Here is a 15,211-nt window from a genome sequence, read left to right as displayed (position 1 = left end):
CCGAGCTGTCTTCCTATAGTGCGTCAGACGTCTGACGTCTTTTGGGAGGCTCACGGTGACGAAGGATCTGCGGTCGTTTCTCGCGGAGGTGGTCTCGACCGGTGCGGGCGAGGTCAAGCACGTGTCGAAGCAGGTGGACCCGCGGTTCGGTGTCACCGCCTACGGAGCGTGGTACGACAAGCGCGGCGACTACCCGGCGTTGCTGTTCAGCGACGTCGCCGGCAGCGAGCTGCGGTGCCTGACCAACCTCGTCGCGACGCACGAGCGGATGGCATTGGCCCTCGGGGTCGAGGCCGAGACGCTCGTGCGTTCGTCGGTCGCGGGCCAGGGCCGGGCCGCGCACCCGCCGGTGGAGTTCGAGGGCGCGGCGCCGGTGCAGGAGGTGGTGTGGCGCGGCGCGGACGCCGACCTCACCCGCCTGCCGATCCCCACCCACAACGAGCTGGACGGCGGCCCGTTCCTCACCGCCGCCGTCGGCGTGACGCGCGACCCGGAGTCGGGCGCGATCAACGCCGGCATCTACCGCCATCACATCTACGGCCCCCGGCGCCTCGGGGTGTGGTTCTTCGGCTCCCACGACGGCGGCACCATCCACCGCCGCTACGCCGAACGCGGCGAGCCCACCCCGATCGCGCTGGTGATCGGGCACCACCCGGCGTTCCTCATGGGCGCGGTGTCGCGGGTCCCGGGCATCGGCGGCGAGTACGACGCCGCCGGCGCCTACCTGGGCGAATCGGTCGCCACCGTCCCCACCGTGACGTCCGGCATCCCCGTGCCCGCGCACGCCGAGATCGTCATCGAGGGCCACATCCTGCCCGACGAGCTCGAGGAGGAAGGCCCGTTCGCCGAATGGCCCGGCCACTACGTCGGCGGCGGCCGCAAGCCCGTCATCGAGGTCGACGCCATCACCATGCGCCGCGACGCGATCTTCCAGGACATTCAGGCCTCCGGCCGCGAACACCGGCTCATGGGCGCTCTGCCGCGCATCGCCAGCATCCACGAGGCCGTGCAGCAGAAGGTGCCGGGCCTGCGCGCGGTCAACATCCCGCTGCACGCCCGCATGCACTGCTACCTGTCGATCCGCAAGAACTCCGACACCGACCCGACGCGCGCTGCCTTCGCCGCCCTCAACACCGAGCCGGAGAACCTGCGCGCCATCGTCATCGTCGACGACGACATCGACGTCTACGACGAACGCGAAGTCGCCTGGGCCATCGGCACCCGCTTCGACGCGTCGCAGGACCTGCAGATCATCCCCCGCTGGAACGGCCCCGGCGGCCTGCTGCCCACCAACTGGTCCTACGACGAAGCGGGCGGGCGCACCCCGCAACGCTCCTCCGCCGTGATCGTCGACGCCACCAAACCCGCCCCGCCGGTCGTCTTCCCGGCTCGCGCGCGAGTGCCGGAAGAAGCAATGCAAGCCGTGGACGTGGACGCCGTCGAGACGATCACGGCCGTGAGCGACCTGCCCGGGTGGGTGTGACGGCTGGGCGTGACGGGTAGGCGACGCGCCTCAGCCGTGACGGGCTTGTGTGGCCGGACGTGACGGCTGTCCACTTCGGATGGACAGCCGTCACACCTGGGCGCGGTTCCGCAGTTCCCCGGTCACCGCAGGGCCGAGCTGGGGCTCCAGCTCGGCCAGCAGCTCGCCGATCCGCGCCGCCAGGTCGGGCGACGGCCGGGTGAACGCGCTGGAGCCGTCCTGGCGCCACTCGTCCAGGTCGCGGAGGGCTTCGTCGGCCAACGGCTCGCCTGGGACGCTGAGCAGCCACAGGTCGGTCGCGAGCCGGGACCACCGGCTCAACCCACGCAGCAAAGTGAGCGCCCCGCGGCGGACGTGCAGCGGGCGGGCGGGCGCCGCCAAGTCGAGCAGGAGCGAGCGGTCCGCCGGACCTAGGCGGCGGTCGAGCAGGGCGACTGCCTCTCGGACCACGCCGGGCGAAGGGTCGGTGAGCAGCTCGCGGCCGTACTCGGCCGCCCGCGGGTCCGAGGGGTTCGCCAGCAGCCGGCGCAGGCCACGAACCGCGGCGACACGCACCCGGGGCCGGTCGTCGGCGAACTGCGCCCGCACGAGGTCGACGTCGTCGAGCGTCCCCGTTTCGCCGAGTCCGGCGACGGTCGCGCGCATCACGGCACCCGACCGCAGTGCTTCCCGGTAGTACGCCGCCGGGTCGCCGCCCGAGCGCAGCACCAAGGCCTGCGCCATGGACCGCACCAGCGACGAGCTCTCCGCCAGCCGTTCCCGGGCCGTCTCGACGCCCAGGAGCTGCAACGCCCGCGCCCGCACCTTGGGTGCGCCGCCGTCGAGCAGGGGCAGCACGAAGCGGGGGTCGCCGCGGTCGAGCAGGAGGTGGCCGACGCGCGTGCGGATCACGTCGTCGTGGTCGTGCATTGCGATCGAAGCCAGCCGCTCGTCGGAGAGCAGCCCGGCGTGCAGGGCCGACTCGTGGACCGTCCGGCGGGTCCGCAGGTCCGGCGTGGCCAGCGCGTGGTCGAGGAGCTCGGGCGAGCGCAGCATCGGCTGGAGCAGGTGCTCGTCCACCCAGTCGTCCACGGCCCGCCGGCTCAGTGCGACGACCAGCGGCAGCAGGCCGGCCCGATCCGCCTGCGCGAACCGGGCGAGCACCGCCGCGCGGGCGATCGCCCGCACCTGGGGTACCCAGTCGACGCAGCGCACCAGCAGCAGGGGCAACGCTTCCGGGTCGTCACTGCTCCGCAGCCGGCGCACGCCCGGCTCCCGGATGTACCCGACGGCGTGGCAGACCGCCTCGGCGAGCTGGACACGACTCAGCTGACGCCACGGCAAGGCCCGCCGGTGGTCCTCGCCGTAGTACCAGGACCAGCGCCGCTCGGACTCGTCGAACGCCAGCCACTCGCGCGAGTCGCCGGCGGCGAGCGCGTCCAGTTCTTCTTCCGTCGTCATCGTCCCCCCTCTCCGGCGCCATCGTGCCACCCGAGGGCGAGATCGCGCCGGTTTCTGGAGTGAGCGGTGCGATCGGCCGCCAGGCCGATCCGACCGCTCACTCCAGAAGCCGGCTCAAAGGCGATCTCGCACGCCCCGGCGGAGCCAGGGCAATCATTACAGCCCGCCGAGACGCTCGGTGATGGCGGTGCTCAGGCGAAGGATCGCCGACGCCGACTGCTTCAGCCGCTCATCGTCCACAGTGGACTTGACCATGCTCACCGACAGCGCACCGACGGGCTGCCCGCCGCGCCCGGCGACGGCTGCGCCGACGCACATCATGCCCGGCGCGGTCTCCTCGTCGTCGACGGCGTAACCGTGCGCGCGGGTGCTCCCGATCTCCGCCATCAGCTGCGGCATCCGCGAAATGCTGTGCGGGGTCAGGGTTTCGAAGCGGCCGTCGGCGTAGCGGCCGGCGATCTCGTCGTCGGCCAGCGACGCGAGCAGCGACTTGCCGCTCGCCGTGCAGTGGGCGGGCAGCCGCAGGCCGATCTCGTAGGACATCGCGAGCGTCCGCAATCCCGGCCGCGTCTCGACGTAGACGACGTGGCGTCCGTCCAACAGCGACAGCACGATCGTGTCCTCGGGCAGCAGGCCCAGCTCCTGGTCGACGCGCCGGAACTCCAGTACGAACCCGGACTTCGCGAGGTAGGCCCGCCCGAGCGGGACGACCTTCCAGCCGAGCCGGTAGTGCCCACCCGGGGTGCGCGTGAGCAGCCCGGTGGTGACCAGCGTCGTGCACACGGCGAGGCAGCTGCTCTTGGGCGCGCCGATGGCCCGCGCGAGCTCGCTGAGCGGCAGCCCGTCGGGGGCGGCGGCGAGCGCGTCGAGCACGTACGCGGCGCGGGCGACCGAAGGAACCGGCAGGCCCGCCGAGGAAGGGGAACTGGTCATTGCGGGAGATTCTGTCATCGGCGCCACCGGCGGGCGAGCACGATCGCCGCGACGACGGCGGCCACGGCCGGGACCACGCGCTTGGCGACCGGAATGGCGATGGCCCGCAGAACGACGGTCTCCGCGTTGCGAGTGTGCGACCGGTCCTCCGGGCTCGGCCGGCCACCGCCGACACTCACGACCGGAGCCTCACCGGCGGGCTCTGCCGACCGAGCAGCACCCACGGGTTCGTCGTCCGGCCACTCCTGGGCCGCCAGATCGACGACCTCCACCACCGGCTCAGCCGCGGCCACCGCTGCCACGCCCGACACCGCGGCCTGAGGCACTTCCGCAGCCTGAGCCCGCGATCCGGCCACCTCGTCCGCCAGCGCCCGCGCGAACTCGTCGACCAGCCGCCCCGTGACCTCGCCCAGCACACCACGCCCGAACTGCGCCAGCCGTCCCGTCAGCGCGAGCTCCGTGGCCAGGTCGACCCGCGTGCCTTCCGGGGCCGGCACCAGCCGCAGCGTCACCGTCGCCGCAGCCGAACCGCGGCCGCGCACCTCACGCCCCGACGCCGCCACGACCACGACCCCCGCGTCCTCGTCGCGTTCGCGGAACTGCGCCAAGCCGGAGTACTCGGCGGCGATCGGCCCGACCTTCACGCGCAGGCCGCCGCGAACGTCGTCGCCGTCGACCTCGTCCAGGTGCACGCCGGGCATGCACGGCGCGACCCGTTCCGGATCGATGAGCACAGCCCACGCCTGCGCGGGCGGCAGGCCGACGGTGAAACTGTTCTCCAGTCGCACGAACGCCCCCTAGGCCGGGAACCGCATGTCGACACGGGAACCCGCCGAAGGCGCCCACCGGCTCGTGACGACCTTGCGGCGCGTGAAGAACCGGATGCCGTCCTCGCCGTACTGGCCCGAGTCGCCGAAGAGCGAGTGCTTCCAGCCGCCGAACGGGAAGTACGGGATCGGCACGGGGATGGGCACGTTGAGCCCGACCATGCCGGCCTGCACGGTGTGCTGGAACTTGCGCGCGGCGACGCCGTCGCGGGTGAACAGGGAGACGCCGTTGCCGTACTCGCCGCCGTTGATCAGCCCGACGGCCTCCTCCAGAGTGTCGACGCGCAGCATCGACAGCACCGGGCCGAAAATCTCGTCGGTGTACACGGTCATGTCCGGGCGCACGTGGTCGAGCAGCGTCGGCGCGAGGAAGAACCCGTTCTCCCGCCCCGGAACACGCACGTCGCGGCCGTCGACCACGAGGTCCGCGCCCGCGTCGGCGCCGGCCTGCACGTATCCGGTCACGCGGCGCAGGTGGTCGGCGGTGACGAGCGGGCCCATGTCGGCGCCCTCGTCGTGACCGTCCGCGGTGGACAGCCGGCCGATGCGCTCCACCAGACGATCGCGCAGCGCGTCGCCGACCCCGCCGACGGCCACCGCGACCGAGATCGCCATGCACCGCTCGCCCGCCGAACCGTAGGCGGCGGAGACGAGGGCGTCGGCGGCCGCGTCGAGGTCGGCGTCCGGCAGCACCACAAGGTGGTTCTTCGCGCCGCCGAGGGCCTGCACCCGCTTGCCGTGCTTGGCCGCGGTCTCGTAGACGTGCCGGGCCACCGGCGTCGACCCGACGAAGCTCACCGCGGCGACGTCCGGGTGCGCCAGCAGCGCGTCGACGGCCGGGGCGCTGCCGTGCACGACGTTGAGCACGCCGGCGGGCAGCCCGGCCTCGAGCGCCAGTTCGGCCAGGCGGTTCGACGCCGAGGGGTCCTTCTCGCTCGGCTTGAGCACGAAGGCGTTCCCACATGCGATGGCGATCGGGAACATCCACATGGGAACCATCACGGGGAAGTTGAACGGTGTGATACCGGCGACGACCCCGAGCGGCTGGCGGATCGAGTACGTGTCGACACCGCGGGAGACGTTCTCGCTGAAGTCCCCCTTGAGCAGGTGGGGGATCCCGGCGGCGAACTTCGCGACGTCCAGACCCGCGTTGACCTCCGCGCGGGCGTCGGCGAGCGTCTTGCCGTGTTCGCCGGTCACGAGCTCGGCCAGCTCGTCACGCGAGCGCTCGACCAGCCGGATGAACTCCAGCAAAACCTGCTGGCGCACGCCGAGGGACTCCTCGGCCCAGGCGGCCTGCGCGTCGAGTGCGACCTTCACGGCCTGGTCCACGGCACCGGCGTCGCCGAGGGCGACTCGGCCCGCGACGCTGCCGCGGGCGGGGTCGTGCACGTCGGCCCACGCGGCCGGTTCGTCCTGGACGAAGGCGCCGCCGACGAAATGCTGGATGGTTTTCACAGGTTTCCTTTCCTCCACGGAAGTTCAGACGCCGAGGTGGCGGTCGAGCAGATCGTCCCGCTCGCTGAGTTCGCGGGACGTGACCTCGGCGGCGACGCTGCCGCGATCGAGGAAGTAGACGCGGTCCGCGACGCGGCGGACCATGCCGAGGTCCTGCTCGGCGAGCAGGACGCTGACCCCGGACTCGGGAAGAGTTCGGATGATGTCGGCGACCTGGCGCACCACCCGGGGCGCCAGCCCCTCGCTGGGTTCGTCGAGCAGCATCAGCCGGGGGTTCGTCATCAGCGCGCGGGCGATCGCGAGCATCTGCTGCTCGCCGCCGGAGAGGGTGCCCGCGCGGTGGTGGCGGCGCTCGGCGAGCCGCGGAAACAGGTCGAAGACCCGCTGCCAGGTCCACGGCTCGTACCCGGCCGGGGCGGGCCGGGCGACGATGTCGAGGTGCTCGTCGACGGTGAGACTGGGGAAGATCCGCCGGCCCTGCGGCACGTAGCCGATTCCGGCCCGGGCGATCTGGTGGGGCTTGCGCCGCGTCAGTTCGGTGTCATCGAAGCGGACACTGCCCGCCGACACCCTCGGCACGGAAAGTGCCATCACGGCCTTGAGCGCGGTCGTCTTGCCCATGCCGTTGCGCCCGGCGAGGGCGACGGCTTCGCCGCCGGAGACCGTGAGGGTGAGGCCGTCGATCACCGGATGTCCCTGGTAACCGGCCGCGAGCCCGGTCACGGTGAAAGTGCTCATGACGCGATCTCGCTTTCGTCGTCGTGGTCGCCGAGGTAGACCTCGCGCACGGCGGGGTGGTCCCGGATCTCGCTCGCGCCGGCATCGGCGGCCAGCCGTCCGTTGGACAGGCACAGCACCCGGTCGACGAGGCCGAGGACCAGGTCCATGTCGTGCTCGATCAGCAGCACGGTGACGTTCTCCGGCAGCTGCCGGATGGCCTCGCCGATCAGCACCCGCTCCGCCGCGCCCAGGCCGGCAGCCGGTTCGTCGAGCAGCAGCACCCGCGCACCGGTGGCGAAGGTGACGGCCAGCTCCACCAGGCGCTGCCGCCCGTATCCGAGCTCGTCGACGCGGGACGAGCGCCACGCCTGCAGGTCGAACCGCTTCAGCACGTCGGTGATCCGGTCGTCGTCCCGGGCCGCCAGCCGCACGTTCTGCTCGACGGTGAGCGTGCCGAAGAGCTCGGTGATCTGGAACGTGCGGCCGATGCCGAGGCGCGCCCGGCGCCGGGCGGAGATCCCCGACAGGTCCTTGCCGTCGAACGTGACCCGGCCATGGCTGGCGCGTTCACTGCCCGCGATCACCCGGAACAACGTGCTCTTGCCGGCGCCGTTGGGCCCGATCACCCCGACCCGCTCGCCCTCGCCGGCGGTGAAGGTCACCGCGTCGAGGGCGCGCAGCCCGCCGTACTCACGGCCGATGTCGTCCAGTGCGAGCGCCATCAGACGCCTCCTTGGTATTCGCGGGAGAGCACGGGGTGGGACAGGTATTCCGCGTAGGTCAGGCCGCCGGTGGCGCCGACGTCGGGGATGGTCGAGGTGACGGTGTTCCACGGTTTTCCGTCCGGACCTGGAGTCACTTCACGCAGGTAGACGCTATAGACGGGCTGGCCGCGTTCGTCGACCCGGATCGGGCCGAAGACGCTGTCGGGGTAGGAGATCGTGCGCATGGTCCGGACGAACGCGCTCGCATCGCCGACCTTGCCGCCGTTCGCGACGAGCGCGCGGGCCGTCCAGTCCGCGGCGAGGTAACCGCTCGCCGAGTAGTAGCTGGGCAGCTTGTGGTACTTCTGCCGGTACGCGTCGGTGAACTGCCGCGTCGCCGGGCTTTCCCGGCCCTCGGCGAAGTGCCCGATCGAGACCAGACCGAGGGACTGCTTGCCCACGCCGCGCAGCACGGCCTGGTCGAAGGACGGGTCGGAGCCGAGCAACGTCGCGTGCCCGGTCATGCCGAACTCGTTCCAGGCTTTGAGGAACTTCACGCTGTCGGCACCGATCAGGCCGACGAACACTGCGTCCGCCCCGATCTGGCGCAGCTGCGAGATGAACGGCGCGAAGTCGGAGCTGCCCAGCGGTGGCCACAGCTGGCCGGCCAACTGGCCGCCCGCTGCGCGGTAGGTGCCCGCGAAGCCGCCGCACACCTGTTGCCCGAAGGCGTAGTCGGAGCAGATCGTGGCGACCCGGTGGTGCCCGCGGTCCATCGCCCACCGGCCCAGCGGCGCGTTGAACTGGGGTGCGGTGCCCGTGACCGGGAAAACGGTCGGATAGTCCTTGTGCACGAAGATGTCGCTGGTGGGGATGGGGTAGACCAGCGGCACCTCGGTGGTCTTCACGTACTGGCCGAGCGCGACGCCGACGTTGCCGGCGAGCGGCCCGATGACGAGGTCGGATTCGGCCTGCTCGACGAGGCGCTTGGTGACCTGGACGCCCGTCTCGGTGGAGCCCTGGTCGTCCTCGACCAGGAGCTTGACATCGCGGCCGGCCATGCGGCCCTGGTTCTGGTCCAGCCACAGGGTCAGGCCGTCGCGCATGTCCTGCCCGGCTCCGGCGAGCGAGCCGGAGAGGCTGTCGACGAACCCGACCGTGAGCGGGCCGGTGGTGCGTTGCGCGGCGGTGTGATCGGCGGCCGGCGGCGCGCACGAGGCGAGCGCCGGCAGGAGGCAGAGTGCGCCGCAGAGGACGCGGGTGCGCAGGATTCGCATCGGGTCTCCTCGGCTAACTCGTGGCTGGGCGGCGGATGCGCAGGCGGTCCCGCAAGGTCCCGGTGATGCCTTCGCGGGCGAAGAGCACGACGACGATGAGCACGACGCCCATCACGGTCGGCCAGCGCGGTGTCTCGGCCGAGACGGCCGCGCGCAGCACGGTGAGCAGGACCGCGCCGACGATCGGCCCGACGAAGACGCCGGACCCGCCCGTGAGGACCATGAGCATGAAGAGGATCGAGGTGGACAGGTAAGCGGTGGACGGGCTCACCACCGGGTAGTACCCGGCGTAGAGCACCCCCGCGACCGCCATGACCGCACCGGAGACGAGGAACGCGCCGAAGCGCTGGGCCGGGGCGGAGTATCCGATGCTGGTCATCCGGACCGCGCTGTCACGAGTCGCGCGGATGCGCAGCCCGGCCTTCGACCGGGTGAACAGGTAGAGCAGCACCGCCACGACGACCAGCATCGTCAACGCGAGCCAGTAGTACTGGTAGTAGCGGGTGAACCCGCCCGGGCGCAGGCCGCTGACGGCGCCGTTCTCGCCGCCGGTCAGGGCCGACCAGCGGTGGGCGAGTCCCCAGATCAGCATGCCCTCGGCGAGGGTGATCATCAGGAAGTACATCCCGGTCGTGCGGACCGCGGCGATCGCGAAGGCGGCGGTGAGCACGAGGGTGACCACGATCGCGACCAGGGCGGAGGTGAAAAACCCGAGCCCGTACTGGGTTTGCGTGAGCGCCGCGGTGTAGGCACCGGTGGCGAACAGGCCCGCATGCCCCACGGACACGAGACCGCCCTGGCCGATCAGCACGTTCAGGCCGAGCGAGGCGATCGCGAAGATCACGGCCTCGGTCGCGATCCCGATCCAGTACTGGCCGGTGAGGTAAGGCAGGACCACACCCACGGCGGCTGCCGCGACGAGCAGCAGAGTGCGCGTGGTGGTGGAGGTGAGCGCCGTCATCCCAACCGCCCCCCGAGAATCCCGCGCGGGCGCAGCACCAGCACGAGCAGCATCGGTCCGAAGAGGACGAAGTAGAGCAGGTCCGGCACCAGCGCGACACCGAAGCTGTAGAGCAGGCCGACGACGAGGCTGCCGACGACCGCTCCGGGCAGGCTGCCCAGGCCGCCGACCACGACCACCACGAGGGCGAACAGCAGCATCTCCGCGTCCGCGCCCGGGTAGGTCCCGAAGAACACTCCCCCGACCACGCCGCTCGCGCCGGCGAGCAGCGCGCCGAGGACGAACACGCCCGCCGCGACCCGCCGGACGTTGACGCCGAGCGCGCCGAGCATCTCCTCGTCGTCCACGCCCGCGCGGATGATCGCGCCGACCTTCGTGCGCTTCAGCAGCAGCCACAGCCCGGCCAGCACGACCAGCGCGGCGACGATCACGGCCAGGCGGAACCGGGGCACTACGAGATCGCCGAGCCCGACGCTGCCCGCGAGCCACGTCGGCGGCGCGATCGTGAGGGAGTCTCCGCCGAACTGCGCGAGCGCGAGATCGGCGAGCACCAGGGAGATCCCAACACTGAGCAGGACCTCGGAAAGCTCCTTGCCGCGCACCCGGCGGTAGACCAGGCGCTCCAGCACACCGCCGCCGACGGCCACGCCGAACGCCCCGGCGGTGAGCGCGAGCAGCCAGCTCCCGGTGGCGCCCAGGGTCACCAGACCGAGGTAGCCGCCCCACAGGTAGAAGGAACCGTGGGCGAGGTTGAGCACGCCCATCAGGCTGAAGATCAGGGTGAACCCGCTGGCGACCAGGAAGAGCAGGCCCGCGAAACTCAGGCCGTTGAAGGTCGTCAGCGCCAACTCGCTACCGGACATCGTTGTCCTCCTCGAGCAGGGGCAGCCCCGGCGTGTCAGGCGGTTCGGGCCAGCTGTGCCCGGCGGCCTCGTCCAGGGCCCGGACGACGCGTTCGGGTGTGATCGGCTGATGCCACACCCGTGCGCCGAGGGGGGAAAGCGCGCCGTTGACCGCGTTGTGCACGGCCGCGGGCGCGCCGGCGGCACCGGCTTCGCCGGCGCCTTTGACGCCCAGCATGGTGACCGGGCTCGGGGTTTCGATGTGGGTGATGCGCACGTCCGGCAGCTCCGGGCCGGTCGGCATGAGGTAGTCGAGCAGGGTCGAGGTGAGCAGCTGGCCGTTCTCGTCGTAGTACAGCCGCTCGAACAACGCCCCGCCGATGCCCTGCGCGACGCCGCCGCGGATCTGCCCGTCCACGATCTCGGGGTTGATGAGCACCCCGCAGTCCTCGACGCACGCGTAGTCGACGATGTGGACGAGCCCGCTGTCCTCTTCGATCTCGACGACGGCGGCGTGGGCGCCGTTGTTGAAGGTGACGTTGGGGCCGCTGTACTCCCCCACCACCGACAGCCCGATCCTCAGCTCCGGCGGCAGGCGGTGGGTGCGGAAGTGCGCGACCTCGGCGAGCTCCTCCACTCCCAAGTGGACGTTCGGCGCGCCCGCGACCTGGACCACGCCGTTGCCGATCTCGAGGTCGGCCGGGTCGACCTCGAGCAGGTGCCCGGCGATCGCGAGCAGCCGTTCCTTCACCTCGCGGGCGGCCGAAGCCGCAGCACCACTGCTGACCACGGCCGAACGGCTGGCCCACACCCCCGTGCCGTGCGGCACTACCGCCGTGTCGCCGCTGACCACGCTGATGCGATCGAACGAGACCCCGAGGTGGTCGGCCACGACCTGCGCGGCCGTCGTCTGCAGGCCCTGACCCTGGCCGGGCGTGCCGAGCAGCACGGTGACCGAGCCGTCGGCCTCCACCCGCACCTCGACCTGGTCGTGCGCGGTGATCGGGGCGCCGCGCTTGCCGTAGAACATCACGCCGGGCGCGGTGACCTCGACGAAACACGCGAGCCCGACACCGAGCAGCCGCCCGCGTTCGCGCGCTTCGGCCTTGCGCTTGTCGAGGTCCGGCCCGGAGGGGAGCATGGCGAGCAGCTTCTCCAGCGACTCCTGGTGCGAGCCGCTGTCGTAGACCTGGCCGGTCACGGAGGTGTAGGGCAGTTCCTCGGGCGCGATCAGGTTGCGGCGGCGCAGTTCCGCCGGGTCGAGCCCGAGCCGGCGCGCGGTCTCGTCGAGCAGCGTCTCCATCGCGAGGATGGCGACGGGGTGCCCGACGCCGCGGTACACCGCGAGCGGAGCTTTGTTGGTGATGGCGACGCGCAAGTGTCCCGAGTAGACGGGTATCCGGTAGGGGCCGGGCATGATCGTGGCGACCTGGATGCCTTCGGTGACCATGCTGCGCGGGTAGACGGAGTAGGCGCCGCCGTCGCTCACGACCTCCGAACGCAGGCCGAGGATCCGGCCGTCGGCCGCGACGGCCAGCGCGGCGGACACCCGTTCGTCGCGCGCCTGCGTGTCCGACTGCAGCGATTCGACGCGGTCCTGGATCCACTTCACCGGACGGCGCAGCAGGATGCTGGCCGCGCACGTGGCGACCTCGTCGGAGTACACGTGCGCCTTCATGCCGAACGCGCCGCCGACCTCGTCGGTGAGTACGCGGATGTTGCTCTCGCGCAGGCCGAGCAGCTCGGCGAACACCGACTGCAGCATGTGCGGCGCCTGCGTGGACAGCCGCACGGTGAGCGACTTCGCCGACGGGTCGAACTCGGCGACGACGCCGCGGGGCTCCAGCGCGACGGCTGTGTGGCGCGCGGTGCTGATGCCGGTCTCCACGATCACGGCGGCCTCGGCGAAGGCCGCTTCGACGTCACCGGTGCCGAAGGTGCCTTCGAAGGCGAGGTTGGACGGCAGCTCGTCGTGCACCTTCGCCGCCGACGCGTCGAGGGCGGCGATGGAGTCGACGACCGGGTCGAGCTCCTCGTAGTCGAGGGTGACCAGTTCCAGCGCGTCCTCCGCGACGGCGCGGCTTTCGGCCACGACCATCACCACGGGCTCGCCGACGTAGTGCATCTTGCCGGTGGCCAGGGGCCGCTGGTCGCCACCGACCAGGCCCGGCCAGTCGAGCAGGCCCTTCCACGAGCGGCACATCGGGTTGAAGTCGTCCGCGGTGAACACGGCGACCACGCCCGGCGCCTGCTTGGCGGCCTCGACGTCGATCGCCGTGATCAGCGCGTGCGCGACCGGGGCGCGGACGAACGCGGCGTGCAGGCAGCGGGCCGGGGTGACGTCGTCGGCGTAGCGGCCACGGCCGAGCAGGATCTTCGGGTCCTCGACGCGCTTGACGCGGCGGCCGACCCAGCCTTCGGTGATGCTCACGCCCGCGCCTCCCGCACCTGCTCGGCGTATTCGGCGATCGCGGTCACGATCGGCGCGTACCCGGTGCAGCGGCAGAGGTTTCCGGACAGCCGCTCGCGGATCTCGTCGCGGGAGAGGTCCGGGTTCTCCTCGACGGCGGCGACGGCGGCCATCAGGAAACCCGGCGTGCAGAAGCCGCACTGCAGCGCCTGGTGCTCCCAGAACTTCTGCTGCAGCGGGTGCAGCACGTCCTCGGCACCGGCCGTCTCGCCCAGGCCTTCGACGGTGTCCACTGTGGATCCGTGCGCCTGCACGGCGAGGGTGAGGCAGCTGCGCACGGCCGCGCCGTCGAGCCGGACGGTGCAGGCGCCGCAGACGCCGTGCTCGCAGCCGAGGTGCGTGCCGGTGAGGCCCAGGTCGTGGCGCAGGAAATCGGCGAGCGTGGTCCGCGGCGTAGTGCGCGCCGACTCGGGTTTCCCGTTCACCGTGAGGGAAACCTGCGTCGGCTCGTGGGCGTCAAGCACGGGCACTCTCCACTTCGGACTGGCTGCGGGCGGCGGCTTCGGCGAGCGAGCGGGCGACGAGCCGGGTGCCCGCACGGCGACGGTAGGTCACGGAACCGTGGATGTCGCCGACGACGTCGATCTCGTCGAACGCCCGCGCCGCGGCTTCGGCGAGCACGGCGTCGTCGAGGACCTGACCGGCGAGGATCGCTTCGGCGGCTGTGGCGCGGCGAGGGGTGCCGGCGATGCCGAACAGCGCGATCCGCGCGTCGGTGCAGCGCCCGGCGGAATCGGTGTCCAGCACGCAGATCACGCCGACGAGGGCGAAGTCCCCGCTGCGGCGGGTGATCTCGCGGATCGACCAGCCGGCCGTCGCGGGCACGAGCGGCAGCTCGGCGCCGGCGACGACCTCACCGTCGTTCAACGCGGTCAGGTACGGGCCGAGGAAGAAGTCGCGCGCCGCGATCCGGCGCCGCCGCTCGGCACCGGCGACGCGCACGGACCCGCCGAGCGCGAGCAGCAGCGCGGGCAGCTCGGCCGCGGGATCGGCGTGTGCGAGCGAGCCGCACACCGTGCCGCGGTTGCGGATCTCGGGGTGCCCGACCTGCGCGAGGCTTTCGGCGACCAGCGGGTGTCGGCGGCGCGTCTCGGGGTCGGTCTCGAGCGCGCGAGTGGTGACCGCGGCCGAGACGACGAGGCCGTCGGTGTCACGGAAGGCGTGTCCTTGCAGGTCTTTCGCCGTGGTGATGTCCACGAGCACGCTCGGGTTCGACATGCGCAGCGCCATGACCGGGAGCAGGCTCTGCCCGCCGCCGAGCACCCGCGCGTCGGGCCCGTACTCGCCCAGCACCGCGACCGCGTCGCCCAGCGATGCGGCGCGGTGATAGCCGAACGGAGGCAGTTTCACCGGCTCGTCTCCCTTGACGTGTTCGAAATGCTGAACGCTGTTCGATTTCCAGAACAGTTTGGGAAGAGCCGGAGCGGATGTCAAGTCGGCCGGACCGATTTTCGCGCCGTTCAGGAGAGTTCGGGGGCGCGAGCCACCGATGCGGTCGTCAGCGGCGGTACACGGTGGCTGCCATGCGGGCCCGGATGGTCTCGGCCGCCGGGTGGTTCAGGTCCTCGTACAACGACAGCGCGGCCTGCCACAGGCGGTGCGCGGTTTCGGGGTCTTCACCGGCCAGTGTTTCGGCGATTCCGGCCAAGGCGCGCGCGTGTTCGAAACGGTCCCCGGCGTCGGCCGCGAGCACGCGCGCCGATTCGTGGTGCCTGCGCGATTCGAGGGCCAGACCGGCTTCGAAAAGGGTTGCGCCCAGGCTGTTGTGGATGTCGGTGAGTATGCCGTGGTGTCCGGAGCCGACGGACGTCACCAGGTGCGCGCGGATGAGTTCGTCGAGCAGCGCGGCCGTGGCGGTGAGGTCCGTGCCCGTCATCGCCGCGGCGGCGTGGAGGTCGAAATCCGGGCCCGGGTGGGTGCCCAGGAGCCGGAAGAGCCGAGCCGCCCCGGCGGGCAACGCCCGGTAGGACCACGAGAAGACGGTTCGCAGCGCCGTCCGGTCGTCACCGCCGGCGTCGAGCTCGGTCAGCCTCCGGCGTTCGTCCCGCAGCTCCCGCACGGCGTCGGCGAGCATCATCCCGGCGCGGCTTCGACCG

Annotated in this window: 14 protein-coding genes; 1 reads left to right on the top strand and 13 read right to left on the bottom strand. The window is 71.8% G+C overall.

What is annotated here, in order from left to right; all coding sequences use genetic code 11:
* Positions 1 to 55 precede the first annotated feature (55 nt).
* Positions 56 to 1,483 carry a UbiD family decarboxylase gene (locus AB0H62_RS22725; protein ID WP_220239523.1) on the top strand — a complete coding sequence of 476 codons (1,428 nt, stop codon included), beginning with the start codon at positions 56 to 58 and terminating at the stop codon, positions 1,481 to 1,483.
* Positions 1,484 to 1,573: 90 nt separating this feature from the next.
* Here AB0H62_RS22725 and AB0H62_RS22720 read toward each other — a convergent pair whose 3' ends face one another.
* From AB0H62_RS22720 to AB0H62_RS22660, 13 genes are all read right to left on the bottom strand, one after another.
* Positions 1,574 to 2,923 (bottom strand): hypothetical protein, encoded by a 1,350-nt coding sequence (locus AB0H62_RS22720; RefSeq protein ID WP_360587973.1) that lies wholly within the window; start codon positions 2,921 to 2,923, stop codon positions 1,574 to 1,576.
* Between the two features lie 156 nt (positions 2,924 to 3,079).
* Complete coding sequence (locus tag AB0H62_RS22715) at positions 3,080 to 3,856, bottom strand: IclR family transcriptional regulator (RefSeq protein ID WP_220239521.1); 777 nt, start codon at positions 3,854 to 3,856, stop codon at positions 3,080 to 3,082.
* Between the two features lie 14 nt (positions 3,857 to 3,870).
* A complete protein-coding gene (locus AB0H62_RS22710; protein ID WP_360587971.1) occupies positions 3,871 to 4,644 on the bottom strand; it encodes an SRPBCC family protein in 774 nt (257 codons plus the stop codon).
* Between the two features lie 9 nt (positions 4,645 to 4,653).
* Entirely contained in the window at positions 4,654 to 6,132 is a 1,479-nt protein-coding gene (locus AB0H62_RS22705) for a CoA-acylating methylmalonate-semialdehyde dehydrogenase (RefSeq protein WP_360588171.1), read from the bottom strand.
* Between the two features lie 33 nt (positions 6,133 to 6,165).
* Positions 6,166 to 6,879, bottom strand: a complete 714-nt coding sequence (locus tag AB0H62_RS22700; RefSeq protein ID WP_220239518.1) for an ABC transporter ATP-binding protein — start codon at positions 6,877 to 6,879, stop codon at positions 6,166 to 6,168.
* Positions 6,876 to 7,583 (bottom strand): ATP-binding cassette domain-containing protein, encoded by a 708-nt coding sequence (locus tag AB0H62_RS22695; protein WP_360587968.1) that lies wholly within the window; start codon positions 7,581 to 7,583, stop codon positions 6,876 to 6,878. Before AB0H62_RS22695 ends, AB0H62_RS22700 begins: the two co-directional genes overlap by 4 nt.
* The gene (locus AB0H62_RS22690) at positions 7,583 to 8,842 is read right to left on the bottom strand and encodes an ABC transporter substrate-binding protein (RefSeq protein WP_360587966.1); all 1,260 of its coding nucleotides are present in this window, start codon (positions 8,840 to 8,842) and stop codon (positions 7,583 to 7,585) included. Before AB0H62_RS22690 ends, AB0H62_RS22695 begins: the two co-directional genes overlap by 1 nt.
* Positions 8,843 to 8,855: 13 nt before the next feature.
* The gene (locus AB0H62_RS22685; protein WP_360587964.1) at positions 8,856 to 9,803 is read right to left on the bottom strand and encodes a branched-chain amino acid ABC transporter permease; all 948 of its coding nucleotides are present in this window, start codon (positions 9,801 to 9,803) and stop codon (positions 8,856 to 8,858) included.
* Positions 9,800 to 10,666, bottom strand: a complete 867-nt coding sequence (locus AB0H62_RS22680) for a branched-chain amino acid ABC transporter permease (RefSeq protein ID WP_220239514.1) — start codon at positions 10,664 to 10,666, stop codon at positions 9,800 to 9,802. The genes AB0H62_RS22685 and AB0H62_RS22680 overlap by 4 nt, the downstream gene beginning before the upstream one ends.
* A complete protein-coding gene (locus AB0H62_RS22675; RefSeq protein WP_360587962.1) occupies positions 10,656 to 13,076 on the bottom strand; it encodes a xanthine dehydrogenase family protein molybdopterin-binding subunit in 2,421 nt (806 codons plus the stop codon). Before AB0H62_RS22675 ends, AB0H62_RS22680 begins: the two co-directional genes overlap by 11 nt.
* Complete coding sequence (locus AB0H62_RS22670) at positions 13,073 to 13,579, bottom strand: (2Fe-2S)-binding protein (protein ID WP_220239512.1); 507 nt, start codon at positions 13,577 to 13,579, stop codon at positions 13,073 to 13,075. The genes AB0H62_RS22675 and AB0H62_RS22670 overlap by 4 nt, the downstream gene beginning before the upstream one ends.
* Positions 13,572 to 14,465, bottom strand: coding sequence for an FAD binding domain-containing protein (locus AB0H62_RS22665; RefSeq protein ID WP_220239511.1), 894 nt, complete (start codon positions 14,463 to 14,465; stop codon positions 13,572 to 13,574). Before AB0H62_RS22665 ends, AB0H62_RS22670 begins: the two co-directional genes overlap by 8 nt.
* A gap of 148 nt (positions 14,466 to 14,613) precedes the next feature.
* Positions 14,614 to 15,192, bottom strand: a complete 579-nt coding sequence (locus tag AB0H62_RS22660) for a hypothetical protein (protein ID WP_360587959.1) — start codon at positions 15,190 to 15,192, stop codon at positions 14,614 to 14,616.
* Positions 15,193 to 15,211 lie beyond the last annotated feature (19 nt).

The organism is Amycolatopsis sp. NPDC050768 (assembly GCF_040654155.1).
Lineage (GTDB): Bacteria > Actinomycetota > Actinomycetes > Mycobacteriales > Pseudonocardiaceae > Amycolatopsis.
Note: the sequence above shows the minus strand (reverse complement) of the source record. Positions and strands in the feature narration are given on the sequence as shown.